Annotated in this window: 20 protein-coding genes; 11 read left to right on the top strand and 9 right to left on the bottom strand. The window is 68.8% G+C overall.

Annotated features, from left to right (window positions below; all coding sequences use genetic code 11):
- Positions 1–31 precede the first annotated feature (31 nt).
- Complete coding sequence (locus PKD89_RS19915; RefSeq protein ID WP_425591217.1) at positions 32–406, top strand: type II toxin-antitoxin system PemK/MazF family toxin; 375 nt, start codon at positions 32–34, stop codon at positions 404–406.
- 7 nt (positions 407–413) lie between these two features.
- Here PKD89_RS19915 and PKD89_RS02025 read toward each other — a convergent pair whose 3' ends face one another.
- A complete protein-coding gene (locus PKD89_RS02025) occupies positions 414–1082 on the bottom strand; it encodes a TIGR03086 family metal-binding protein (RefSeq protein ID WP_289012404.1) in 669 nt (222 codons plus the stop codon).
- A 73-nt stretch (positions 1083–1155) separates the two neighbouring features.
- On the opposite strand from PKD89_RS02025, the gene PKD89_RS02020 reads away from it, so the two are divergent.
- The gene (locus PKD89_RS02020; RefSeq protein WP_289012403.1) at positions 1156–2031 is read left to right on the top strand and encodes an AraC family transcriptional regulator; all 876 of its coding nucleotides are present in this window, start codon (positions 1156–1158) and stop codon (positions 2029–2031) included.
- A 9-nt stretch (positions 2032–2040) separates the two neighbouring features.
- On the opposite strand, the gene PKD89_RS02015 is transcribed toward PKD89_RS02020, so the two are convergent.
- Positions 2041–2625, bottom strand: coding sequence for a TIGR00730 family Rossman fold protein (locus PKD89_RS02015; RefSeq protein ID WP_289012402.1), 585 nt, complete (start codon positions 2623–2625; stop codon positions 2041–2043).
- An 84-nt stretch (positions 2626–2709) separates the two neighbouring features.
- Between PKD89_RS02015 and PKD89_RS02010 the strand changes: the two genes are divergently transcribed.
- Positions 2710–2946: a hypothetical protein gene (locus tag PKD89_RS02010; protein WP_289012401.1), complete on the top strand. Its 237-nt coding sequence runs from the start codon at positions 2710–2712 to the stop codon at positions 2944–2946.
- On the top strand, positions 2933–3274 hold the full coding sequence (locus tag PKD89_RS02005; protein WP_289012400.1) for a type II toxin-antitoxin system PemK/MazF family toxin: 342 nt from the start codon (positions 2933–2935) through the stop codon (positions 3272–3274). The genes PKD89_RS02010 and PKD89_RS02005 overlap by 14 nt, the downstream gene beginning before the upstream one ends.
- A 27-nt stretch (positions 3275–3301) precedes the next feature.
- On the opposite strand, the gene PKD89_RS02000 is transcribed toward PKD89_RS02005, so the two are convergent.
- Together PKD89_RS02000 and dinB are read right to left on the bottom strand one after the other, a co-directional pair.
- Complete coding sequence (locus tag PKD89_RS02000) at positions 3302–4204, bottom strand: TIGR03560 family F420-dependent LLM class oxidoreductase (RefSeq protein WP_289012399.1); 903 nt, start codon at positions 4202–4204, stop codon at positions 3302–3304.
- A 10-nt stretch (positions 4205–4214) separates the two neighbouring features.
- Positions 4215–5438 carry a DNA polymerase IV gene (gene dinB, locus PKD89_RS01995; RefSeq protein WP_289012398.1) on the bottom strand — a complete coding sequence of 408 codons (1224 nt, stop codon included), beginning with the start codon at positions 5436–5438 and terminating at the stop codon, positions 4215–4217.
- A gap of 112 nt (positions 5439–5550) precedes the next feature.
- Here dinB and PKD89_RS01990 point away from each other — a divergent pair, with 112 nt between their 5' ends.
- The 7 genes from PKD89_RS01990 to PKD89_RS01960 all read left to right on the top strand — a co-directional run bounded on the left by PKD89_RS01990 (position 5551) and on the right by PKD89_RS01960 (position 13770).
- Complete coding sequence (locus tag PKD89_RS01990; RefSeq protein ID WP_289012397.1) at positions 5551–6537, top strand: ERCC4 domain-containing protein; 987 nt, start codon at positions 5551–5553, stop codon at positions 6535–6537.
- 122 nt (positions 6538–6659) lie between these two features.
- Positions 6660–7634, top strand: a complete 975-nt coding sequence (locus PKD89_RS01985) for a hypothetical protein (RefSeq protein WP_289012396.1) — start codon at positions 6660–6662, stop codon at positions 7632–7634.
- Positions 7631–8650: a heme/hemin ABC transporter substrate-binding protein gene (locus tag PKD89_RS01980; protein WP_289012395.1), complete on the top strand. Its 1020-nt coding sequence runs from the start codon at positions 7631–7633 to the stop codon at positions 8648–8650. Before PKD89_RS01985 ends, PKD89_RS01980 begins: the two co-directional genes overlap by 4 nt.
- On the top strand, positions 8647–9678 hold the full coding sequence (locus tag PKD89_RS01975) for a FecCD family ABC transporter permease (protein ID WP_289012394.1): 1032 nt from the start codon (positions 8647–8649) through the stop codon (positions 9676–9678). Before PKD89_RS01980 ends, PKD89_RS01975 begins: the two co-directional genes overlap by 4 nt.
- A complete protein-coding gene (locus PKD89_RS01970) occupies positions 9675–10520 on the top strand; it encodes an ATP-binding cassette domain-containing protein (RefSeq protein WP_289012393.1) in 846 nt (281 codons plus the stop codon). Before PKD89_RS01975 ends, PKD89_RS01970 begins: the two co-directional genes overlap by 4 nt.
- Positions 10521–10609: 89 nt before the next feature.
- Entirely contained in the window at positions 10610–13099 is a 2490-nt protein-coding gene (locus PKD89_RS01965; RefSeq protein ID WP_289012392.1) for a hypothetical protein, read from the top strand.
- Complete coding sequence (locus PKD89_RS01960; RefSeq protein WP_289012391.1) at positions 13096–13770, top strand: heme oxygenase (biliverdin-producing); 675 nt, start codon at positions 13096–13098, stop codon at positions 13768–13770. Before PKD89_RS01965 ends, PKD89_RS01960 begins: the two co-directional genes overlap by 4 nt.
- 37 nt (positions 13771–13807) lie before the next feature.
- On the opposite strand, the gene PKD89_RS01955 is transcribed toward PKD89_RS01960, so the two are convergent.
- Genes PKD89_RS01955 through PKD89_RS01935 form a run of 5 tightly spaced genes read right to left on the bottom strand, consistent with a single transcriptional unit; the run spans position 13808 to position 23514 of the window.
- Positions 13808–14230 carry a type II toxin-antitoxin system VapC family toxin gene (locus tag PKD89_RS01955; RefSeq protein ID WP_287376035.1) on the bottom strand — a complete coding sequence of 141 codons (423 nt, stop codon included), beginning with the start codon at positions 14228–14230 and terminating at the stop codon, positions 13808–13810.
- A 22-nt stretch (positions 14231–14252) separates the two neighbouring features.
- Positions 14253–14531 (bottom strand): type II toxin-antitoxin system Phd/YefM family antitoxin, encoded by a 279-nt coding sequence (locus tag PKD89_RS01950; RefSeq protein WP_289012390.1) that lies wholly within the window; start codon positions 14529–14531, stop codon positions 14253–14255.
- 21 nt (positions 14532–14552) lie between these two features.
- Complete coding sequence (gene recD / locus PKD89_RS01945) at positions 14553–16487, bottom strand: exodeoxyribonuclease V subunit alpha (protein ID WP_289012389.1); 1935 nt, start codon at positions 16485–16487, stop codon at positions 14553–14555.
- The gene (locus PKD89_RS01940) at positions 16484–19903 is read right to left on the bottom strand and encodes a UvrD-helicase domain-containing protein (protein WP_289012388.1); all 3420 of its coding nucleotides are present in this window, start codon (positions 19901–19903) and stop codon (positions 16484–16486) included. Before PKD89_RS01940 ends, recD begins: the two co-directional genes overlap by 4 nt.
- On the bottom strand, positions 19900–23514 hold the full coding sequence (locus tag PKD89_RS01935; protein ID WP_324332243.1) for an exodeoxyribonuclease V subunit gamma: 3615 nt from the start codon (positions 23512–23514) through the stop codon (positions 19900–19902). Before PKD89_RS01935 ends, PKD89_RS01940 begins: the two co-directional genes overlap by 4 nt.
- Between the last annotated feature and the right edge of the window lie 4 nt (positions 23515–23518).

Raw genomic sequence — 23518 nt, 5'->3', positions numbered from 1 at the left:
ATGACGCTGGTCACCTGACAGGAACCCGCTCGTGTCCAGAGGACGCAGGGCGTATGACAATTCAAGTCCCAACACGTTGTTGGTCACCCGTTCTGACGCGATCCCGGTACTCAACGAGATCGTCGTTGCTCCCGTCACCTCCATGATCCGCCACATTCCGACGTGCCTCCCCGTCGGCGCAGCCGAGGGAATCAACCATGACAGCGTCATCGTGTTCGACCAGTTGCGGTGTATTCCGAAGTCGGCAATGGCAGAGCGCCTGGGAGCTTGGTCACACGAGCGCCGCCACGAGATCTGCACGGCGCTTGCGTCGCTCTCGATTGTTGAGGTCTGTGGTCGGGCAGCAGGCGGAGCCGCAACCCTCGCCCGGCGACGTAGGCGCACGCCTTGCGGGTCAAGCCGGTGAGGGACGGTCAGTGTGACGCCGGTACCCAGGCCGGATCCCTACCTGCGAACCCCAGCAGGCGGTCGATGGCTGGAGCGTCGCTGCCGACGTTGACCTCGGCGTCGAAGAAGCCGGTGTCGGGACCGCAGTACTCGGGCTTCACCATGCCGAGCAGAAACTCGTGCGCCGGGGCCACCGCTGCGGTCGGAGGGTCGTACCGCTGGTCGGTCGCCATGGCCAGGTCCCAGGCGTGGATGATGTATTCGCCGAGCGCCATGCCCAACACTCCGTCGCCTGGCATGCGGGATCCAGTCATCGTGACCGCCTGCGAGGCGGCGTCGTTGGTGATCGCCTGCTGGACTTGTGTCGAGCAGCGACGCACGACGTCGCTTGCCTGCTCGTCTTCCAGGACGAACGCTTCCGGGTCGGGACGCGGCGAGTCGGCGGGCGGATCGGACAACGCAGTGGCGAAGAAGTCGAGCCACCCAAGGACGTGTTGACGAAGTTCGCCGGCGTTGTAGTGCTCACAGGGTGTTGGCAGCACCACCTGGGTGTCGTCGAGGTCGATCACGGCCGCCAACCGTTCGAGCACCTCCGCAAAGAGGGGGCCCGAAGCGTCGGGATCGCAGAACACTGCGGGAGCGGATGTGGGAAAGAGCGGGAGTTCGTCGTCGGTTGTCGCGGTCGCGTCGGTCATGGGTGCCACGGTACAAATGCGGCCCGACCGGCGCTTGAAGATCCACGCCAACTTTCACCGGTATTCTCGGCGGGTGCCTTCAGCGCTTCCCGACGACACCCGCGGCATCGTCGACCCGCAGGAGATGATGCGCTACGTCGACTTCGCACGGTACCCGGCGGGTGAGGCGCTCGATGGGCTGGTCGAGTGGTTCTGGTCGGTGGCGTGGAGCATGCCCCCGGGGACATTTCACGACCAGCAGGTACTCAACCATCCGGCGGGCAACATCAGCATTGGCACCTTGGATGACGCCGGGGTGCCACTCGATCCGGCCGAAGGCAGGGTCTACGGGGTGATGAGCAGCGTCAGCAATCGTCACCTGACTGTCGACGGATGGACGGTGGCGGCGCGCACGACCGTGGGCGGGTTGGGCGTGCTGCTCGATGCTCCGGCAAGGACGGCGGCCGACGCCGAGTTGAACTTCGCTGACGGGTTGCCGGGGCTCGTCCCGTACGACATGGTTGCACGAGTGGCGGAGATCGACGACAACGAATCGCGAACCGATGCGCTGCGGGAGGGACTGGAATCCGTGATCGCCCGACGTGACACGGCCATGATCGCCGAGGCACAGCAGGTGGTGGAGGTCGCCGCACTGGCCGAGCGGGATCGCAGTGTGTGCCGTAGTGAGCAGTTGGCCTCCGCTGCCGGCGCCAGCGTCCGCACCCTTCAGCGCCTCTTCGACTTCCACGTCGGTGCCAGCCCGTCGTTCGTCATTCGCCGTTGGCGCATCATCGAAGCCGCCGAGGCGGCCCGTCGGGCCAGCGGCGACGGAAACGGGTGGCGGGGCTGGGCGGCGGTCGCAGCCGAACTTGGCTATTCCGACCAGGCCCACCTCACGCGCGACTTCCGTAGGCACCTGGGGACGTCCCCGTCCGCCTACCTGTCCCGCACCACCCGACAGGGCTCGTGAGCGGAGCCGCTAACGGTCGGTCCACTTGGGTGTGAAGGCGGGGGCGTTGCCCGAGGCGAGGCGAACGGCGGCCTCGGCGTTGTCGGTGCGTTGGGCCAGCGTCCCGTGGTGGTCCTTCATGAACCCGGCGGCAGCCGATCCCGCAATGAACTCGAACAGTGGCGCAAAGAACTCGTCGACGTCGAGAAACACGATCGGCACCGAGACGAGTCCCAGCTGGTTCCAAGTCAACAACTCAAACGCCTCGTCGAGCGTGCCGAATCCGCCGGGCAGCACGACCACGCCGTCCGCCAGTTCGGCCATGCGGGCCTTGCGGCGATGCATGGTGGGCTGGATGTCCAACTCGGTCAGCCCCTGGTGGGCCACCTCCAGCCCAACCAGCTGCTCGGTCATCACGCCGATGACCTCGCCGCCACGCGCCAGAACCTCATCGGCCAGGGTGCCCATCAAACCGACGTGGCCTCCGCCGAACACCAGCCGGTAACCGGCGTCCACGATCGCAGAACCGAGGGCCACCGCCGCCGTTTGGAACGCCGGATCGGTGCCGCTGCTCGACCCGCAGAAGACGCAGATGTTTCGGAGAGTCGGCTCCATGAGTGGATTCTGACACCCGAAGCAGTCTGCAACAGGTGCGCCTATGTCGTGGTCATTCGTGCATGCAAAATGTAGACTCAGTTCATGGGAACGACCACCATTCGAGTCAAAGCCGAAACTCACGCCCAGTTGCTCGAGATGAGCAAAGCCACCGGCGACTCGCTGATCGACACCGTCGACGAAGCGGCTGTGGCGCTGCGCCGCAAGCGCTTCGCCGCCCAGGCCACCCGCGACTTCGAGGTGCTCCGGCGAGATCCCGCCGCGTGGCGTGACTACCTGGGAGAGTTCGAGGCCACCTCGGTTTCAGATGGCCTCGATTAGCGAACTCTGGCGGGTGGACTTCGGCGAGTCCTACCCGGCGGAGCCGTCATCGGTTCGGCCGGCCCTGGTGGTTGGTCCGCCGGACACCTTCGGGCCTTCGTTTCCGATCGTCTTCGTCATGCCGCTGACGACGACGCGTCGCCTGGTGGCATCGCATGTGGAGGTGGAAGCATCCGAGATCACCGGTCTCGAGGACACCAGCTACATCCAGTGCGAGATGCTCCGATCCGTCAACGGGCAGCGGCTCGTGCACCGGTTGGGGGCGGTCGGGTGGGAAGTGATGGAGCAGGTGTCCTTCAACATCTCGACGCTGCTCGATCAAGGCTGAAGAACGACCGGTTTTCCCGCCCTCGTTCTACGACCGGAACGGCGCCGCCACCTCGGCGAGGAACCGGTCGAGCGTCGCGTCCTGCCGGTTGCCCCCTCCCAGCGTGAAGTCCGGGACGATCAGCTCGTCGACCCCGGCCTCGGCATAGGCGGCCAGCTGCTCCTGGAGCTGGCTCGGCGTGCCGATCAGCGACGGACGGCCAAAGTCGTGGGCCCGCAGCTTGTCGGCCTCGGCATCGGTGTCAACGAGGAACAACAGCGCTACCGACGACCGCTCGATGTCGGCGGGGTCCCGACCGAGGCGTGCGCAATGCTCGCCGAGCACGGCGGACTTCTGCACCATCACATCCGGCGTGGACCACACGTTCCACTCGTCGGCGTACTCGGCGACCATGCGCAGCGTCTTCTTCTCGCCACCGCCCCCGAGCAGGATCGGCAGGCGGCCGACCGGTTGCGGAGCCAGGGGGGCATCGTCCAGCCGGTAGTGCTTGCCGTCGAACGTCGCCCGCTCACCGCTGCGGAGCGCGGCGATGATCCGGAGCGACTCCTCCAGCTTCTCGAACCGGTCGGCGAACGAGCCGTACTCGATGCCGTAGGCCCGATGCTCGTTCTCCTGCCACCCGGCGCCGAGCCCCAACACCATGCGGCCATTGGAGATGTGGTCGGCGGTGACCGCCTGCTTGAGCAGCACGGCCGGATTGCGGTAGGTGTTGCCGCACACCAGCGGGCCGAGGCGCACCCGGTCGGTGGCCTGGGCGAGCGCCGAGAGGGCGGTCCACGCCTCGTGGATGGGTCCGTCGTCGGCGCCCATGCCGGGCATGAAGTGATCAGCGAACCACAGTCCGTCCCAACCGGTCTTCTCCGCCCTCACGCCGCTGCGTTGAATCTCGTCCCACCCGTGTCCGTTGCCGATCCAGAAGCCAAAGCGCATGAGGGTCAGCCTACGGTCGAGATACTCCCGGATGCCCCGGGTCGGGGAGCAGCGGCACGTGAATGCCGCTGGCCCGCCCCAGCAGGGTGGCCCGGCCGATCGAATCCGAGCCGTACCGATGCCGCACGGCGTCGACCGCACCGTCCAGGTCGACCGTCGAGCGCCCGTTGAACGCCAGGCTCTGTTGGACGGCGTCGGCGGGGGACAGGTTGGCGATGGTGAACCCCAACAGCGTGAGTCCACGGCGCTCGATCTCGTCCCGGCGTGTAACGAGCAACGCGTGGCCGGCATCGAGAAAAGCGGCGGTCGACCCGGTGGCCTCGGGCACGCTGTGCGAGCGGGTGTCGGCGGTGAAGTCGCCGAAGCGAAAGCGCAGCATGACGGTGCGGCCCACCCGGTTGCCGTCCCGCAGGCGGCGGGAGACGTGGTCGACCAGCTCCAACAGGATGGCCTCCAGCTCGGCGAAGCCGGGGCGGCGCTGCCCGAGCGCCCGCTGGGACCCGATCGACGATCGCCGCTTGCCAGTGACCACTCGGCGGGGATCGCGGTTGTGGGCGAGCGCATGCATCTGGTGCCCCGACCCGGCGCCCAACATGGCTACCAGTTGGCCCTCGTCCAGCTCGGCCACCTGACCGACCGTGGTGACGCCGTTGCGCCCCAGCTTCTCCTCGGTTTTTGGGCCCACACCCCACAGCCGGCCGACGGGCAGCGGATGCAGAAATTCGAGTTCGCCGTCGGGCTCCACCACGAGCAGCCCGTCCGGCTTGCACACCCCGCTGGCCACCTTGGCCAGAAACTTGGTGCGGGCCACACCCACCGAGATGGCCAGGCCAACCTCGGCCTGTATGCGTGCCCGGAGCTGGGCGGCGACCAGCTTCGGCGGGCCGACCAGCCGGCCCAGGCCCGACACGTCGAGAAACGCCTCGTCGATCGAGATGGGCTCCACCAAGGGCGTGGTGTCGTCAAAGATCTCGAACACCTGTCGGCTGGCCTGGGTGTAGGCATCCATCCGCGGGGGGACCATGATCAGTTCGGGACACAGCGCCCGGGCGGCACGGATGTTCATCGGGCCTCGCAGACCCCGTCGGCGAGCCTCGTAGCTGGCGGCCAGGATCACCCCGCCCCCGACCGCCATCGGTCGACCCCGAAGTTCCGGCCGGTCCCGCTGCTCGACCGAGGCGTAAAACGCGTCCAGGTCGGCGTGAAGAATGCCGGCCTCGGTGGTCGAACGCACGTTCGTCAGTGTACTCAGCGTTTGTGACGTAAGGGCGGGGAATTTGCCGCCGCAGCGCAGGCGGGCCGGAGCTTGGCGGGCAGGTGGAGGTTTGACGCCCTACCGTGGCCGTGTGGAGTTCGTGATCGCCCGAAACCCCGACCCCAACTCCACGCTGCCCTATCTCGTTCGGTTGCCGGTGGGCGCGCGCCCGGTGGTGCTGAAGGTGAAGGACACCTGGCCCCGCACCGCCAAGGTGTACTGCCACCCGGCGGACGAGTGGCCCGACCCGGCAACGCTCGAGATCGTCGAGCGCGTTCCGGTGGCGTCGTGCATGCGACGCGGTGTCGCCATCGACCTGGTGCTGGACCGGGGTCGGGAGAACCGCTCGCAGTTCGTGTTCACCAAGGCGCGCGGGCGCGAGGTGGTGTTCTGGCAATCGGCTCGGACTCGCAAGCAGGCGCGGCCCAACGTCACTGTCCCCTCCGCCCGAGCCTCGGGCCACCGGCTCAACATCGTGGTCGACACCCGCGAGCGGTATGCGTGGAAGTTCTCGGCCCAGCAGGCCACGACCACCAAAAGGGCACTGCCAGTCGGGGACTATGCGGTCGACGGCGTGGACGGACGGCCTGCTGCGGTCGTGGAACGCAAGAGCCTGGAGGATCTCGTGTCGACGATCACCGGCGGCAAACTCTGGACGCTGCTCGCAGCGCTGGCCGATGCTCCCCACGCAGCGTTGGTGGTCGACGAGCGCTACTCGTCGGTGTTCAAGCGGGCCAGGGTTCGCCCGGCGGCCATCGCCGAGCAGCTGGCCGAAGCCGCGGTGAGGTATCCGTCGGTGCCGATCGTGTTTGCTGAAACCCGGCAGCTCGCCCAGGAGTGGACGTACCGGTTCTTTGGTGCGGCCCTCAACCATTGTCTGAACGAGGAGGCCGGCGCCCAGCGCCTCGACGGGCTGACAGGCGCCGGGCCGGTTCCGGTCCGGGAGCCAACCACCGCAGAGGTCCGTGCTTGGGCGATCGCCGCCGGGCTGACCGTCGCGGACCGGGGACGGCTTCGTCCGGAGATCTGGACTGCCTACCGGTCTGCGGTCGCCGGTTCGTCAGAGGCGGTTGGATAGATAGGGCGCCCTAACATAGAGTTTTGCTGATGCGGACAGCACACGTAAACCAGACTGCGCAACCCGGCCCGCCCGATCGGCCGAGGAGCGCCGTGCCGGCGGCTCGGGCCAGGCTCTCCGGCGTGGCCTCGCTGCTGGCAGCCGTCGCCATCACGCTCGCCTGGGTGGGCGGCGCCGGTGCGTCGGTCGCCGACCCTCCGGGTGCCGTGCTTGCTCGCTACCAAGGTGGCGCGCAGGTGTCCGACGGTGTGCGGACCGTCACGGTGTCTCAGTCCGCCGAGCTCCAGCCGGGCCAGTCAATCGCCGTCAACGGCGTCGGGTTCGACGTTGACAAGGGCGTCTACGTCGGCCTGTGTCTCGTGCCGCCGGCCGGTGCAGTGCCATCGCCGTGCGCCGGAGGTGAGGACCGCTCCGGCAGCTCGGGGGCGTCGGCTTGGTTTTCGTCCAATCCTCCCTCCTACGCCACCAACATTGCGGTGCCCTACGCCCAGGGTGGGTCCTTGAGCGCCCAGCTCACCGTGTCGCCCGAGCTGGGTGGTGGTCTGGATTGCCGGCAGGTGCAGTGCGCCATCGCCACTCGCAACGATCACACCCGTTCGACCGACCGGTCCCAGGACCTCTATATCCCGGTGACTTTTGCCGCCGGTGCTCCGGCTGAGGCCCCTCAGCCAACCGAAGCCCCCGTCGTGCCGGCCCCTCCAGTCGAGGAGCCGGTGCAGGCGACGATCGCTGAGGCTCCGGTCACCCCGGCGCCAGCGGTTGAGGATAAGGCGGCGACCACCAGGCCCAAGGCGACGACGACCGCAAAGCCCAAGAAGAAGTCGACGACGACGGTTCCGAAGACGACCACCACTACGACCAAGCCGAAGGCGACGACGACCAGTGCGAAGCCGACGACAACGACGGCACCCGAACGCGCCGAGGAACCGAAGATCACCGTGTCATCCAATGACGGGGGTTCGGGCGGCTGGGGTTGGGGACTCGCCGCCGCCGGGGGTGTCGCGCTGCTCGGAGGTGCTGGCGCCGGCATCTACCGGTCGAAGACGGGGCGGTGGCCGGGGATGAACGCTCCCACCGACGGGGCGTCGGCACCATGAGCCGCCGAGCCAGCCGGTCCGGTCTGAGAAGGCCGACGCTCGTCGGTATCGTGCTGGGTGCCGCCCTCTTGATGGCGGCGTGCGGCGACGGGGGCGTGACCCTCGGGCAAAACAAGGAGTCGACGCCCGGACTCGGCGACGACGTGGCCGCAGCCATCGAGCCGGAGCTGCCGCTTCAGGTCGTGTCCGACAACGGCGAAACGGTCACGGTGGACTCCCTCGACCGCATCGTCAGCCTGGATGGCGGCGTCACCGAGATCCTCTTTGCGCTTGGGATGGGTGACCGGCTTGTCGGTCGCGACATCTCAACCACGTTCGCCGAGGCCGAGAAGATCCCGCTGCTGACGAAGGCCCACGACATCTCGGCCGAATCGGTGCTGTCGGTTCGGCCCGACCTGGTGATCGCCAGCGAGCTGATCGGTCCCCCGGAGGCCAAGGCCAGCATCGAGGCGGCCGGCGTGCCGGTTGTGACGATGAACCCGGTGGTCGCGGTGGATGGGGTTGGAGACCGAATCCGAGCGGTCGGCGAGCTGACCGGGGTGGCGCCGGCCGCCGAGGAGTTGGCCGCCGCCCTCGACGAGGAACTCGACGAGGTGGCTGCGGCGCCGGCGGGGGCCGAAGCACCGCTGGTGGCGTTTCTCTATGTGCGGGGCAGCGCAGGCGTGTACCTGATGGCCGGGCCGGGCAGCGGGGTCGACTCGCTGATCGAGGCATCCGGCGCCACCGATGCCAGCGCAAAGATTGGGCTGAGCGATCCGTTCACCCCGCTCACCAGCGAGGCGCTTGTGAAGGCCCAACCGGACGTCATCCTGGTGACGACGACGGGGCTGGAGTCGGTCGACGGGGTCGCCGGGTTGATGCAGATCCCGGGTGTTGCCCAAACGCCGGCTGGACAGAGCGGTCGCGTCGTCACGATGGAGGATGGCCTGTTGTTCAGCTTCGGAGTCCGCACCCCCGAGGTCGTCGAGTCCCTGAAGGCCGCGTTCGCCGAGTCTGGGCAGCCAGACCGCTCGTGACCGAGACCACCCAGCAGGTTCGGGCGAGGCGGCGGCGAAGCCTGTTCGTCGGCGGCGTGCTGGCCCTCGTCGCGGTCGGTCTGGTGTCGGCGACCTCGGGCGCGATGAACATCTCGATCGCCGAGGTGTGGGGCGCCCTCCGGGGCGGTGCCGACCTCGACCCCACCATCAGGTCGGTGCTCGTCGACATCCGCTTCCCGCGGGTGGTGCTCGGCATGCTGGTCGGCGCGTCGATGGCCGCCTCCGGAGCGGTACTGCAGGGCAGCTTCGCCAACCCGCTCGCCGAGCCGGGCATCATCGGCGTCACCGCCGGCAGCGCCGTCGGGGCTGTGATCTACATCGTTTCGGGCGCAGCGGTGCTCGGCACGTTTGGCCTGTCGGCGGCGGCACTGTTCGGCGGGATGGCGGCGATCGCGCTGGTCTACACGTCCTCGCGCCGGTCCGGTCGGACCGACATCGTCACGCTGGTGCTCACCGGCATCGCCGTCAACGCGTTCGCCGGGGCGATCATCGGGCTGTTGTCCTACCTGGCCAGCGACGCGCAACTGCGGGGCATCGTGTTCTGGACGCTCGGTTCGCTGGCGCAGGCGTCGTGGTCCGACGTCGTGCTGGTGACGATCATGGGGGGCGGCGGCATCGCACTTGCCTGGAGTATCGGGCGGGCGCTCGATGTGGTGTCGCTGGGTGAGGTGCAGGCCCAGCACCTGGGCATTCCGGTCGAACGGATCCGCATCATCAGCCTGTTCGCCGCTGCGCTCGCCGCCGCCGGGGCCACCGCTGTCGCCGGGCAAATCCTTTTTGTCGGGCTGGTCATCCCCCATGCGGTCCGCATGCTGATCGGACCGTCGCATCGGGCGCTGATCCTCGGCTCGGCGCTCGTCGGCGCGGTGCTGGTGGCGCTGGCCGATGTCGTCGCCCGCACGATCGTCGCTCCCGCCGAGTTGCCGCTCGGCGTGCTGACCGCCCTGGTGGGCGCACCGGTGTTCTTTCGTCAGATCCGCAAGTCCCGGCTGGGGGAGGCGACGTGACCAACTACGTTCGACGCCTGGTCGGCAGCGCCGCACGAGAGCCAGACCCGGTGCGCCTCGGTCAGGGTGCCGTGGCGCTGGAGGCCAGCGGTATTGTCCTCGCCCGGGGCGGTCGGCAGGTGCTGACCGACTTCAACCTCAAGCTTCACGGCGGCGAGTTGGTGGCGATCATCGGGCCGAACGGCGTCGGCAAGTCGACTGCGCTGTCCGTGCTGGCGGGGGACGTGCCGGCCGACAGCGGCACCGTGTCGGTGCTTGGGAGCGACCCGCAGAGCCTTGCGCCGGTGGAGCTGGCCCGGCGTCGAGCGGTGATGACCCAACACCACCGGTTTCCCTTCGACTTCACAGTGACCGAGGTGGTCGAGATGGGGCGCTGGGCGGCGCCGTCATCGGTCGGCGGCCGAGGAGACGACACCGAATTGGCGGACGCGCTGACCTCGGCAGACCTGGATGGCCTGGCCGAGCGCCCGGTGACCGAGCTGTCGGGGGGTGAACGGGCGCGTGTTGCCTTCGCCCGCATGATGCTTCAGGGATCGCCGGTGGTGCTCGCCGACGAGCCGACTGCGTCGCTGGACCTGCGCCACCAGCACCTGCTGATGCGCCGGCTTCGGGACCGCGCCCGAGCCGGGGCAGCGGTCGCGGCGGTGTTGCACGACCTGGCGCTCGCCGCCGAATACAGCGATCGCGTGGTGTTGTTGGCCCCGGGTGGCGCCACCACCGGGGCCGAACCGGTGGCCGACGTGCTCGTCCCCGAGCGCCTAGAGGACGCCTACGGCTGTCGCATCGTCATCGGTGCTCACCCGGTGAGCGGCACGCCGGTGCCATTTTTCCTCGGGAGTTGAGCAAGCCTAACTATCGTTGTTAGGGTTGCCGACTACGAAGTCCGGACGGCCGTCTCGTGACGGTTTCTTACATGTGGAAAGAGAACGAGATGACACTGAGAACCGCATCACCGCCGAGGCGGGTGACGCCACGCCAAGGCCGCCCGTTCGGCTCAGCTTTGGCTGGACTCGTCGCCGTGGCGACGTTGTTGTTCGGCCTGGTGGCGATGGGCATGTCCGGGGCGAGCGCAGGCGCAGCACCGCAGGCGTCGGTGGCGGTGTCGAAGACTGATGTTGCCGACACGGGTGAGACGGTGACGGTGACGGGTACCGGGTTTGATCCGGCTGCTCATCAGGGCACGCGTCCGCCGTTGGCTGGGCAGAACTCTGGTGTGTATGTGGTGTTTGGGACGTTCGATCAGCCGTGGGCGCCCTCGGCTGGCGCGCCGGGTTCGGCTCGTCGGGTGATCAAGCAGGTATGGGCGTTGCCGGCGGCTCAGCGGGCGATCTTGGATCCGGCTGGAACCAGTCCGGATTTCGTGACGATTGCTGCGGATGGGTCGTTCACCGTTGATCTTGAGGTTGCTCCGGTTTCGGGGAGTGTTGGTGAGTACGGCATCGTGACCTACGCGGGTTCTGGTGCGGTCGATGCCGATCAGGAGACGTTCACCCCAATCACGTTCTCCGAGCCGGCTGCGGCGTCGGTGGCGGTGTCGAAGACTGATGTTGCCGACACGGGTGAGACGGTGACGGTGACGGGTACCGGGTTTGATCCGGCTGCTCATCAGGGCACGCGTCCGCCGTTGGCTGGGCAGAACTCTGGTGTGTATGTGGTGTTTGGGACGTTCGATCAGCCGTGGGCGCCCTCGGCTGGCGCGCCGGGTTCGGCTCGTCGGGTGATCAAGCAGGTATGGGCGTTGCCGGCGGCTCAGCGGGCGATCTTGGATCCGGCTGGAACCAGTCCGGATTTCGTGACGATTGCTGCGGATGGGTCGTTCACCGTTGATCTTGAGGTTGCTCCGGTTTCGGGGAGTGTTGGTGAGTACGGCATCGTGACCTACGCGGGTTCTGGTGCGGTCGATGCCGATCAGGAGACGTTCACCCCAATCACGTTCTCCGAGCCCGGGGCGACGACGACTACTACGTCGACGACCGCCCCGACTTCGACCACCACTCCGGCCTCCACGACCTCGACCACCAGGCCGACCTCGACCACCAGGCCGACCTCGACCACCCGGCCGCCGTCGACCACTGCGCCGTCGACGACACCGAGCACCTCACCGCCAACCACGATCGACCCGCTGGTGCGCGAAGCGCGCAGCGCCACGGGTGCATCCGGTCAGTCGCTCATCGTCGACCCCGCCACCGGGCTCAACCCCGAGGGCGACACGACGAAGGTCACCGGCTCCGGCTATGACGCCGAGGTGGGCATCTACGTGGCGCTGTGCGTCGATAACGGTCCCGGCGTCACCCCGGAACCGTGCGTCGGCGGCGGTGGACCTGACGCAGCCTCATCGGTGTGGATCTCGTCCAATCCTCCCTCGTACGCAGCTGGCCTTGCCGAGCCGTTTGGACCGAACGGCACCTTTGAGGTTGATCTCGAGTTGGCGGCGGCCGACGACTACGTCGACTGCTTGGAGGTTCGCTGCGCAGTGGTGACCAAGGCCGACCACACGGCGAGCGCCAACCGCTCGGCCGACGCTCGGGTGCCGGTCAGCTGGGCCGGGCAGGATCCAACCGAGACCGAGCAGCCGGTCCCGACGACAGCACCCACCACCAAGCCGGGCGGCAGCTCAACGACGCCCACCAGCGCCGCCCCCAAGCCCGGGGACCCTCCGGCGACGAGTGCGCCGCTCGTGCGTGAACCCCGCACCACCAAGGGTGCGTCCGGCCAGTCGCTCACCGTCGATCCGGCCACCGGGCTGGACCCCGATGGTGACACGGTGAAGGTGTCCGGTTCCGGCTACGACCCCAAGTTGGGCATCTACGTTGCGTTGTGCGTCGACAACGGGCCCGGCGTGACCCCGGCGCCGTGCCTGGGAGGCGGAGGCCCCGAGACGGACGCCGACGGAGGCGGCTCGGTATGGATCTCCTCCAACCCGCCCGCCTACGGCGTCGATCTGGCCGAGCCCTTCGGTGCCGACGGAACCTTTGAGGTGGACCTGAACGTGGTTGCGGCCGACGAGTTCGTCGACTGCCTGGAGGTTCGCTGTGCGGTCGTCACCAAGGCCGACCACACGGCGAGCGCCGACCGTTCGGCCGACGCCCGGGTTCCGGTCAGCTGGGCCGGGCAGGATCCGGCCGAGTCGGAACAGCCCGTGTCGACGACGAGCATCCCCGGTGCGGGTGCCGGCGGCACGCCGGTGACCACCCTGACGGTCACGCCGAACGCCGCGGCTGTTGCCACGCCAAACGCTGCGACCGCCGTTGCCCCGAAGGTGGCCGGCGCGACGCAACTCGGCGCGGTGACGGGCGGCTCCAGCCCGACGACGCTGGCGTCGACCGGCGCCTCAGCCCGGTTGCTGGTGCTCGCCGCAGCCGCTCTGATCCTGGCCGGAATCGCCGGCCGAATCCTGTCACGACGAGTGAGGAACTCATGACCGAATCAACAGCAACCATCCCCGAAAGCCTCTCCGCTCATGTGCGGGAGGCTACAGCCACCGAGCACACCGAAGCGGAGAACTCCGCCTTCATCGTGGCGCTCATGGGTGGTGACGTGCCCCTCGCCGGTTACGTCGGCTATCTCCAACAGCTGCGGGCCGTCTACGAGCTGCTCGAAGGAATCGTCAACGATGACCGCCACGGTGACGTGATGGGGACGTTCCACGACCCTGGGCTTGAGCGTCTTCAGGCGCTCGAGACCGACTTGGACTGGCTCGAACTTGAGCTGGACGCGTCAGGTGCGCAGGCACCGTCCACCGTCCTGCCCGCCACCCGGACGTACCTGGGCGACATTGAGGCGGCGGCGAACGACCCGAACTACGCGGCGCCACGGTTGCTGGCCCATCACTACATCCGATACCTGGGCGACCTGTCGGGCGGTTTCTTCGTCGGCAAGCGCATCCGAGAGATCTATGGTCTCACCCCGGACGGGGGAGCGTCGGTCTTCGATTTCCCGGAGATCGTCGGCCCGGGCGCTTGGAAGCAGCGATATCGGGACAACCTGGATGCGTTGGAGTGGTCGGCCGAGGAGCAGCAGGCCTTCGTCGATGAGGCCAAGGCTGCGTACCTCCATCACTCGAAGGTGTTCGACGAGCTGGCTGAGCTTTAGCAAGCCGGAGGCGCTTCGTCGCCAACCCCATCTGCCGTCACCGGTCGAGGGGGTTGGCGACGAGCATCCCTTCTTGGTGGGCCGCCTCGCACAGTGCGAAGTCGGCGCTGGTAAACACGTCTGCGCCGACCAACGTTGCGGCGGCCAAGTGCACGGCGTCGTAGCCCCGCAATGCGTAGTGGGGTGCCAGCTTTCGGGCTCGCTCGATGACCTCCACGTCGACCTCGATGATGTCGAGCTGCTCGACCAAGTCATCAAGTGAATGCTCGGCCACGTGGAATGCCTCCAACGTCAGTCGACCTTGACGGTGTGCCGCCGCAAGCGCCGCCGCGGCCTCGACCTCGATCAGGCTGACCGCCACCAGTGACCGCGCGTCCCCCCAAACAGCGTAGGCAGCGTGGGTGCCTGCTTCGGCGACGATCAACTTCACGAGCATTGAGGTGTCAACGTAGGTCGTCATGATTGCTGCCCGCTTCAGCTGCTTAGCGCCGCTGTTCAGCAACCAGGTCGCTGACCGACCCGGAGGCATGAACGGGCTGCGGCAACTTGCGGATCTTTGACCTTGCAGGCCGGACCACACCGGCCTCGATCAGCTGAGCCAAGCGGTCGGTTGACGCGTCGATAGAGATCAGACGTGCCACGGGCCGTCCATGCTCGGTGACCGTGATCTCGGCACCCTCCTTCACGCTGGCCAAGTGCCTGCTGAGGTTGTTCTTCAGGTCTCGAACGCCGACCTCGACCCGTTGTGTAGCTACATCCATACCTAGATTGTAGCCTCACGGTCAACTGCGTACCTGGCCGGCTTCCCAGCGCTCGATCAGGCCCGATGCCCGGTCGGTCTTGCGTCGCACCGCCTGGTCGATGGCCTCGGCCTCGCCGATGATGGTCAGCCTTGTCTTGGCCCGGGTGACAGCCGTGTAGAGCAGTTCCCGGGTGAGAATCGGCGAGTCGGGAGGGGGCAGGATGACGACGGCGTGATCGAACTCCGAGCCCTGGCTCTTGTGGATGGTGATGGCGTGAAACGGTTCGACCGCGTCGAGGTGGGACAGCGGCACCGTGCGCAGCTCGGGACCTGCCAGAACCCCGGTGGGATGACCATCGGAGTCGATGATGACCACGGCATCGCCGTTGGCCAGGCGGTTGGCCTGGTCGTTGGCGGTCACCAGCCAGGGCGTGCCGACGGCAAATCCACGCGTCCCGAACGATCCCGGGCGGGTCTGGCCCAGCAGCTCGGCGATTCGCTCGTTCCAGGCCTCCACCCCCGACCCGCCCCGACGGTGGGCGCACAGCAGGCGGATGGCACCGAGGGCGTTGACCGCGGCCTGGGCATCGCCCTCCAGAGCGGCGTCGTAGACGCCCTCGGCCGCGTCGAGTGCCAGGCGCTCAAGCTCCGGGGGCACATCGCCCCACGCGGAGGCGGTGACCGGCACCCAGGTGACGGCTCCGTGCTGGGCCTCGAGCGTGGTGCGAACGCCGTCGGCGTCGCCCCGCCGAAGCGCGTCGGCCAACTCGCCGATGGGGGAGTGTTCGCCGAAACGATGGCTGCGGTCGAGCCGCACGACGGCGTCGGCCAGCGGGCTTGCCTGGTGGGTCAGGTCGCCGAGCACCGTGCCGGCCTCCACGCTGGTGAGCTGATCGGGGTCGCCGACCAGCACCAGGCGGGTTCGGGGCGACAGGGCGTCGAGCAGCTTGGCCATGAGGGGCAGCGACACCATCGACGACTCGTCGATCACGACCACGTCGTGGGGCAGCGGCCGGTCGGCGTCGTGGCGAAACCGGGTTGGGTTGTCGAAGTCGTATCCGAGCAACCGGTGGATGGTCGTAGCAGTGAGGTCGTTGAGATGGTCGGCCACGGCCTCGTCCAGGCCGGCGTTGTCGACCGCCTGACGGAGCGCTTCGGTCATCCGGGCAGCGGCCTTGCCGGTTGGTGCGGCGAGGGCGATCTGTGGCGGTCGCCCGCCGTCCGCTCCCCGGTCCGCGGCTCCGGCGACCAGCAGCGCCAGAAGGCGGGCGATCGTGTAGGTCTTGCCGGTCCCGGGGCCTCCGGCGATCAGGGAGGCCGGTCGCCTCAGCGCCTCGGTCACCGCCAGCCGTTGCCGGCTGGGCGCGCCGGCTGCGTCGAGCGGCAGCAGGTCGTCGAGCAGGGCCGGATCGATTGCGCTCGGCGTGACCCCGCCGCCGCCCTCGGCGTGGTTGGCGGTGGCTCGCTGGTCGACGGCGCCGATCACCTGGGACTCATATCGCCAGTAGCGCTCCAGGTAGAGACGACTCTCGTCGAGGATCAGCGGGGGAACCCGGCGCTGCTCTCCGTCGAGGTCGGCCCAGGCCGGAAGCGGGGTGCGCTCGACCAGCGGCGACGCGGCGACCAGTTCGATCCAGCCGTTGTCCTCGGGCCAGGCCAAAGCGTCCAGTGCATCGCCGTCCGCTCCGTCGACCACCAGCCGCTCCGGGGCGGTGCGTAGGTCGACGCAGATGTGACCGCGGCTCGGCGAACGCACCGCAAGCGCGATGGCCAGGATCAGGTCACCAACCGTCGGATCTTCAAGTGAAACGCCGCCGATGCGCAACAGCGCAGCCGTCACCTGGTGTTCCTCCAGGCCGAAGACCCCGGCAGCGGCGTACTCAACGAGCGCCGAGGTGACCGCCTCGAGGTACTCGTCGACCGGGGAACCATGGTGGGTCACCCAGGAGCCTGGCCGGGTGTCGGTCGGCCTCATTGGGTCACCTCCTCAAGCGTTGCTCCGGCCAGCAGGTTGGACAGCGCCAGGATCAGGCCGGTCGGCGGCTGCCAGGTGAACACGCCGTAGGTGCGCCCGTCGGCGGTGGTCGCCGTGTCGGGGCCGGCCATGCCGCGAAGAAACAGGTAGGCCGCCCCGCCGAGGTGCACATCCGGGTCGTAGCCGGGCAGCCGCCAGCGCAGGTAGCGGTGCAGGGCCACCTCGTAGAGCAGCGCCTGGAGCGGGTAGTCGTGGGCGACCATGGCGTCGACGAGCCGGTCGGGATGGGCGGCCTCCGGGTCGACGGCGCCCCACGGCGCCAACAGGTTGGTTTTGTAGTCGGCGACGACGTAGCGATCCGGTTCGCCCGCCGACCCCCGGGCGCGGATTGTCAGGTCGATCGAGCCGGTGAGCATGCCCGCCAGGGGCAGCGTCGCTGCGGTGCCCAGCGCAAAGGTTCTCCCGGCCAACGGGTCGTCGGGCGGCAGCCAGTGATCGACGAGCCGGGTGAGGTCGGCGCCGGTCGGGCGGGAGGCGCCTTCGAGCGGCAGGTCGAAGTCGAGCTCCCGAAGCTGATCGGCCCGGGGCAGGCCCGCCAGGGTGAGCGAGCCGAGCGAGCCACCCATCGGCGTGAGCGTCGACGCAGCGACCGCAACGGCGAGGCGCTGTTGGTCGAGTTCGTCCGGAGGCGATCCGGCGGCGATCACCCGGGCGAGCTCACCCTCAAGGTCGGGCGCCTGCAGGTCGGCCTCCTCCAGCACCTCGTGAACCAGGCTGCCGAAGGCCGTGCCGGCTCCAAGGTCGACCCAGGGGTCGGGGGACGCGCTCGGCAGATCGGCAGCTGCGGCCCCGGGGGTCGGCAGCGCCGCTGTGGCGGCGTCGGCGTCGAGGGGTGGCTCGCCGCCCTCATCGTCGGCGGCGGTGTCGCCCCGGCCGGTCGCATCCTCGGGCCGTTGGGCGGTGCGAATGGTTGAGCCGTCGTGGTCGGCGGTCAGCGCGGAGAACGACCAACGTCGCGACGGGGGCCCCATGTCGCGGCCCCAGACGTCGATCGTCAGATCGTCGAATGGCACCGGACTGGTCGCCGAGGATGCGTCGCTGGACGAGGGCCCTGAGATGAACGTCTCCAGCGCAACAGCGCCGTCGGGAGCGTTTGCCTGCACCAGCCCGACCGCATCGCGCAGGTCGGACATCGTCGTGAGCGCATCGAGCCCCGCCAACTGAGCAAGTCGGCACATCAGACGCGACTTGTGTGACTCCCGCGCCCCCGGTGCGGCCCAAACGATGAGTTGTTCCTTCGCCCGGGTGAGCGCCACGTAGGCGAGCCGGTCGCCCTCCTCGGCGACCGCCGCCTTGGCAGCGTCGCGGGCCTCACCCTTCGTCTCGAGGGCGACCCGCAGCATCGCCTCGCCGGAGATCGGATCATGGGTGACGACCGGGGCCGTGACGTTCATGGGCGCGGTCCACAGGTAGGGAACCATCACCACCCGGTTTTCGAGGCCCTTGGAGACATGCACGGTCATCACCATGACGGCGCCGCCGTCGGCCTCGGTGCGCCGTTGCAGCACCTCGGTCGCCTGCTCCTCGGGGTCGGCAGAGGCCGTGAGCGCCTCGAGGGCGCTGGACGCCGAGGTCCCCCGTGCCCCGGTGCGGTCGCTGAGCAACTCCCACAGGTGGTTGAGGTCGGTGAGGTGCCGCTCACCCCCTGGCATCGCCAACAGCCGAGTGCCAAGGGTGGACCCGGCGCCGTGCGAGGCGACCGAACGATCGCCCCCAGCGGAGGCGTTCGCTCCGGAGACGCGGGTTCGCAGGTGGTGAGCGAGTTCGGCCGCGCCTCGCCGGCGCAGGATCAACGAGTCGTCCCGGAGCCCAATTTGAAGTTGGGCCAGCTGCTCGTCTTTCAGAGCGTCGACGTCTCGAGCGCTCAGGCCATGGAACCAGCCCAGCGCCGCCGCCCTTACCCGGGTTGAGGATGCTGGACGCTCCATCGCCCAGAGGAGGCGACGGATCTGGTCGGCGGCGGGGGAGTCCATCACGCTGCCTGCCCGCCCGAGCACCGCCGGCAGTCCGGCCTCGGCCAGAAGGCGTTGGATGCGCGCTGCGTCCTTGTTGGAGGTCACCAGCACCGTGATCTCCTCGGCGCGAACGCCGGCGGCGAGCGTGGAACGAACCTGGGCGACGAGATCGAGCCCGACGAGATGGCGGATGAGCCCGATGGGTGTCGGGATCGCCTTGCCGTTCTTTTGGTACTCCGGTGGGTGAACCTCTTGATAGGCGGGCATGTCGAAGGAGCGGAACGTCAGAGCCGGGTGGGCGTCGCTCGCTCCGTCGCTGGTGCGGGCAGCGATGACGGGGTCGTAGCCGATCGTGTGGGCGCCATCGGGTGACGACCCGAAGCGGCTGCCGGCGAACAGCGAGTTGAGCGCTGCGATCAGCTGAGGGGTGCTGCGCCAGTTGCGGTCCAGTCGGCGCTGGCGCTCGACCACCTGTTTGGCGTCGAGGTAGGTGGAGATGTCGGCGCCGCGGAACGAGTAGATGGCCTGTTTCGGGTCGCCGACCAGCACCAGCGTTGGGCTGTCGGCTCGGTCGCCGCCGGCGAACAGCAGGCGAAACACCTCCCACTGAACGGGGTCGGTGTCCTGAAACTCGTCGATCAGGGCGACCCGGAAGCGACGTCTGAGGATGTCGACGACGCCCGAGTTCTTCGGGCCGTTCACCGCTGCGGCAACCCGGTTGAGCAGCTGCTGGTAGGTCATCAGCGAGCGTGCGGCCAGGCGGCGGTCGAGCTCGTCGAGCCCGTCGGTGGTCAGCTGAGCCAGACGGTTGTGGTCGGGCTCATCGGGGTGGCCGGCGACCACGATGCCCGGGTGGGTCGAGCCCATCCGAATCGCCTCGGTGAGCTTTGCGAGCTTGGGGAGCGTCCCTTCGGCGGTGCTCTTGGCGAGTGCCTGGCCGGCCAGCAGGTCGGCGGCGATCTGGGTGATGAGTGTTTCCTCGTCGGCGAGCAGCTTCAGCGCCGGGTCGAGTGGCACGTTCACCCCGAGCGTGGTCAGCACCTGCTGGCAGAACCCGTGGATGGTGGTGATCGTGGCGGTGTCGAACTCCTCGGCGGCGATTCGCAGCCGGGTGCTGGCATCGGTGTCGGTGGTTGTGGCCGCCCGTTGGCGGAGCACCCGCCGCAGCCGGTCTCGAAGCTCGCCCGCCGCCGCCCTGGTGTAGGTCACCAACAACAACTGGCTGATGGGCAGCGCGTCGCGCTCGATGAAGTTGGCGGCAAGGTGGGTGAGCGTGAAGGTCTTGCCGGTACCTGCCGAGGCCTCGATCAGGGTGCTGGAGCGCGGCAGCGCTTCGTCGAGTGAGAACACCCCGACGCCCGCTGCCGGGAGCGATTCCGGTGTAAACAGCCGGTCGCTCACGCTGCCGCCTGAGGGGTCTGGGAGTTGAGCGATCCGGAGACCGATGCGTCGAATGCCGACCAGATCACGTGCGCCAGGCGCCTGGCTCGGCTCGGCTCGGCCGGGTTGCCCGGATCGTCGCTTCGTGCGGGTAGCGATTCGTAGTCGTGTTCGGACAGATCGCCCCATATCTCGCGCGTGGCGGCCTCGTACCCGTCGCCGATTCGGGCGCCGCCGGGAAGGGTGAAGTCCCAGTTGCCGGTGGGCAGCTTCTTGCGGCCGCACAGCTTGGCTGCGGTCTCGGGCCACAGCGGGAGGGGCTCCGACAGGTTGCGGAGGTACAGGTCGACGAGGGTGCCGAGGGCCGCACCGGCGACGGCCGATCGCTGCGCGGCATCGTCGCCGACGATCGTCGGCTGCAGGGTGGCCGCCGCTGGGATCTTGACACCCTTCTGGGTGCGGTCGTTCGCCCGGCCTATGGCGATGCCCTGCCAGGCCACCGACGGGTCCTGCGCCGCCAGTACCAAAATGTCGAGCCACAGCCCCAGCTCGTGCTTCGGCTTCAGTCGTCGGGCCCCGATCCTGACCGGTCCGGGCCGGGTTGGGTCCACCTCGGTGACCACGCCTCGTAGCGATCGCCCCCCGGACAGCTCCAGCTCGATCGGGATCGATGCGGTGCCGGGGCGGGTCACCCCGACCCGTTCGCACTCCTCGAGGATGACCTTGGTGAAGGTGAAGACGTCGGCCACGGCCGACTCGCCCAGCTCACCCGGCGGCAGCTCGCCCGAGGCGCGGGCGACCGACGCCCATTGGGCGTGCGCAACGTCGAGGTCGCCGACGCTCCACGTGGCCTCGAGCAGTTCGGTGTGGAGCTGATACTTGTGCAGGGGGTCCACCTCGACCGGGTGGAGTTCGTCGCCGAGTTCCTCCTGCCTGGGCAGGCCCACGCCCAGGCGTTGAGCCAGGAACGCCGCCGGGGGGCCATCGAGGAAGCGGTGGAGGTCGGCGAGCTCGATGATGCCGCCATCGTGATCGTCGCCCGTGGGCGCCGGTAGTGACCCGTCGAGAAATGGCACCGACCTGCGCTCCCCGTCGGTGCCGCTGCGCGACCTGGCCTCGGCCAGGCCGATCGGGCTGAAACTCCAGGGACCGTCGGCGGCCAGCGCGCCCGGTTGAAAGTTGACCGAATCGAAGTCATGACGGGGGTGGGTGACGAGCGCGTCGCCCCCGGGGAGGCTGTCATCGCCGGACTCGGCCGGCTTCAACTCCTCCAGCAGCTCGGAGAGCACCACCGGCAACGGAACCTCGGCGTTGGTGGCCGGGTCGCGTCCCGTGGTGGTGATGATCAGCCGGTCGCCGGCGGCCAGCACCTCCTCGAGCAGCAGCTGGCGACCATCGGCTCGCGGGTCCCGGTCGCCGAGCGCCGGTGAGGCGGCGAGCAGGTCGTCGGCATCGGCGGTGCCACTGCCGAGGATGTCGGCATCGATGCCGAGCAGACAGATGACCCTGGCCGGTACCGACCGCAGCGCCTGCATCGGTCCCAGCGTGACCGCTCCCTCGGCCGGGCCGCCCCGGCGGCGCACGGCCGAGAGGCTCTCGGTGGCGGCAGCCCGAAACTCCCCGACGCTGAGCAGCGGATCGGGCGCCGTTCCGTGGATAAGCGGGCTTGTCTCCGGTTGCAGGTCGCTCAGAACATCGAAGAGGTGACGCCGCTGCCAATCGTTGTCGGACTGCTGATCGGTGAGCGCCTCGAGCGATTCGAGGACCCAACCGATCCAGGTGGAGAGGGAGAGCAGCGGCGTGCCGGGCCGTTCGGTGGAGCCCACCGGCGGGCCGACGTCCAGCGCCCGAACCTCGTCGATGCACTGCCGCAGCTGGCCGACGGCCGCAGCCAGGCGGACGATCAGCCGGACGTCGCTGCCCTCGATGTCGACCGGAACGACGTTGCCCAGGCCGGGAACCAAGGTGCGTGAGGCAGTGGTGACGCCGAGCAGGACCCGTTCGACGCCGTCCGCCCAGGTGGTTGCGGTGAAGGAGGCGGGCAACCCGTGAGCGCGCCGATGCTCGCCGTCGAGCCCCCAACGGATGCCGGCGCGTCTGGCCCAGTCGCCGAGCTGGTCGACGTCGTCGTCGCTCAGGCCAAAACGGGCGGCAACCGGGGGCAGCGCCAAAAAGTCGAGCACTTCGCCGACGGTGGCCCGACCATCGACCAACCCGAGGATTGAGAGAAACGCCTGGGCGATCGGATGATCGGTGCCGGGTGAGCGAACCGCCGACCACACCGGAAACGGTGCGAGGCCGTCGCCGCCGGGGCCGGCTGCCTCCTCCGCCCAGCTGTGGGACGCCACCGTCGGATCGGATGGACCGGGAGCGAATGCGGAGGCGACGAGCGGACCGTAGGCGTCCACGTCCGGACACAGCACCAGAACATCGCCGAGCGTGAGCGTCGGATCCTCCATCAACGCGTGGGCGACGGCGCTTCGCAAAATCTCCACCTGCCGAGTGGAGCCGTGGGCCCGGTGGACGACCAGGCTGCGATCGGTCCCGCCCGATGGAGGGAGCGTGTCGGTCAACTCTGCGACGGGACGGTTGGAGCGGATGGCCTGTTGAAGTTGGCCGAGCACGTTCGTCTCACCAACCGATGGGTGCTCGTCCTTTACTGCGGCGGTCGCAGCGCTGGCGTGGCCGGCTCCCCAGAGCAGCGCCGCTTCCTGTGCCGGTCGCGACCACCTGGTGAGCAGCGGGTTGCCGCCGTCGCTCGTTCGGGCACGTGGCCGCTCGGGTAGCCAAGGCCCAAGTTGTTTCGCGGCGCCCCGCTCGTGCATGGCGCGCCACTGGGGCAGGGAGGGCGTGAGCCACAGCACCGCCACATCGCAGTGTTCGCCCAGTGCGGGCAGCAGCGAGAACCACACCGGCGGAAGCGCCGACAGGCCGAAGAGGGTCAGGCGCGGTGGCAACTTGATGCGGGCGAGATTGTCGTCGATGCCATCGAGCTGTTCGGCCAGCCGCTCGGCCGGGCTCGGCTCGTCAATGCGGGCCCGAACCCGGCGCCACAGCTCGCACTGCCACAGGGGAGAGGCGCCCGAGCGGGGGCTCCGCGTCATCGGGTGCCCCCTGCCATCGACATCGTTGCCCGCTGCCCACTGACGGACGAGTTCGGGGCGATGGCGGGAGTACCTATCGAACAGGTCGGCCAGGTGTCGGGCACGGCCGTACCAGGTGCCGTTCGATGGCTGGGGTACCTGGCCGGCGCGCTTGGTGCCGGCCGCCACCCGTCCCGCCGGACCCAAGGCGGCGTCGCCGGCACCCCGCTGGAGCTCATCGAGCACCACCCACACCAGGTTGGAGAGGGCCCACGGGTCGCTGTCGGGCGCGCCGAGCAGGCGGGTGAGCAGGCCGTCCGGAAACGGAAACTCGATGTTGGCCACGATGCCGTCAGCCTCGACCGCCCCGCCGTGGCTCGCACCCAACCGCCGGGAGAGCTGCCGGGTGGTCCACTGCCGCACGCCGAGGTTGGCCACCGCCACCACCTCGGCGGCCAGCGGATCGTCGAGCGGCTGGCTGAGCCGGTCGGCCAACGGATCGATGAGGTCACGAAGCGACTCTCCGACGATCAAGGCTGGCTGGCCCACGCTC

The organism is Candidatus Neomicrothrix sp. (assembly GCF_035329545.1).
Taxonomy (GTDB): Bacteria; Actinomycetota; Acidimicrobiia; order Acidimicrobiales; family Microtrichaceae; genus Microthrix; species Microthrix subdominans.
This window is presented reverse-complemented; position numbering and strand designations above follow the sequence as displayed.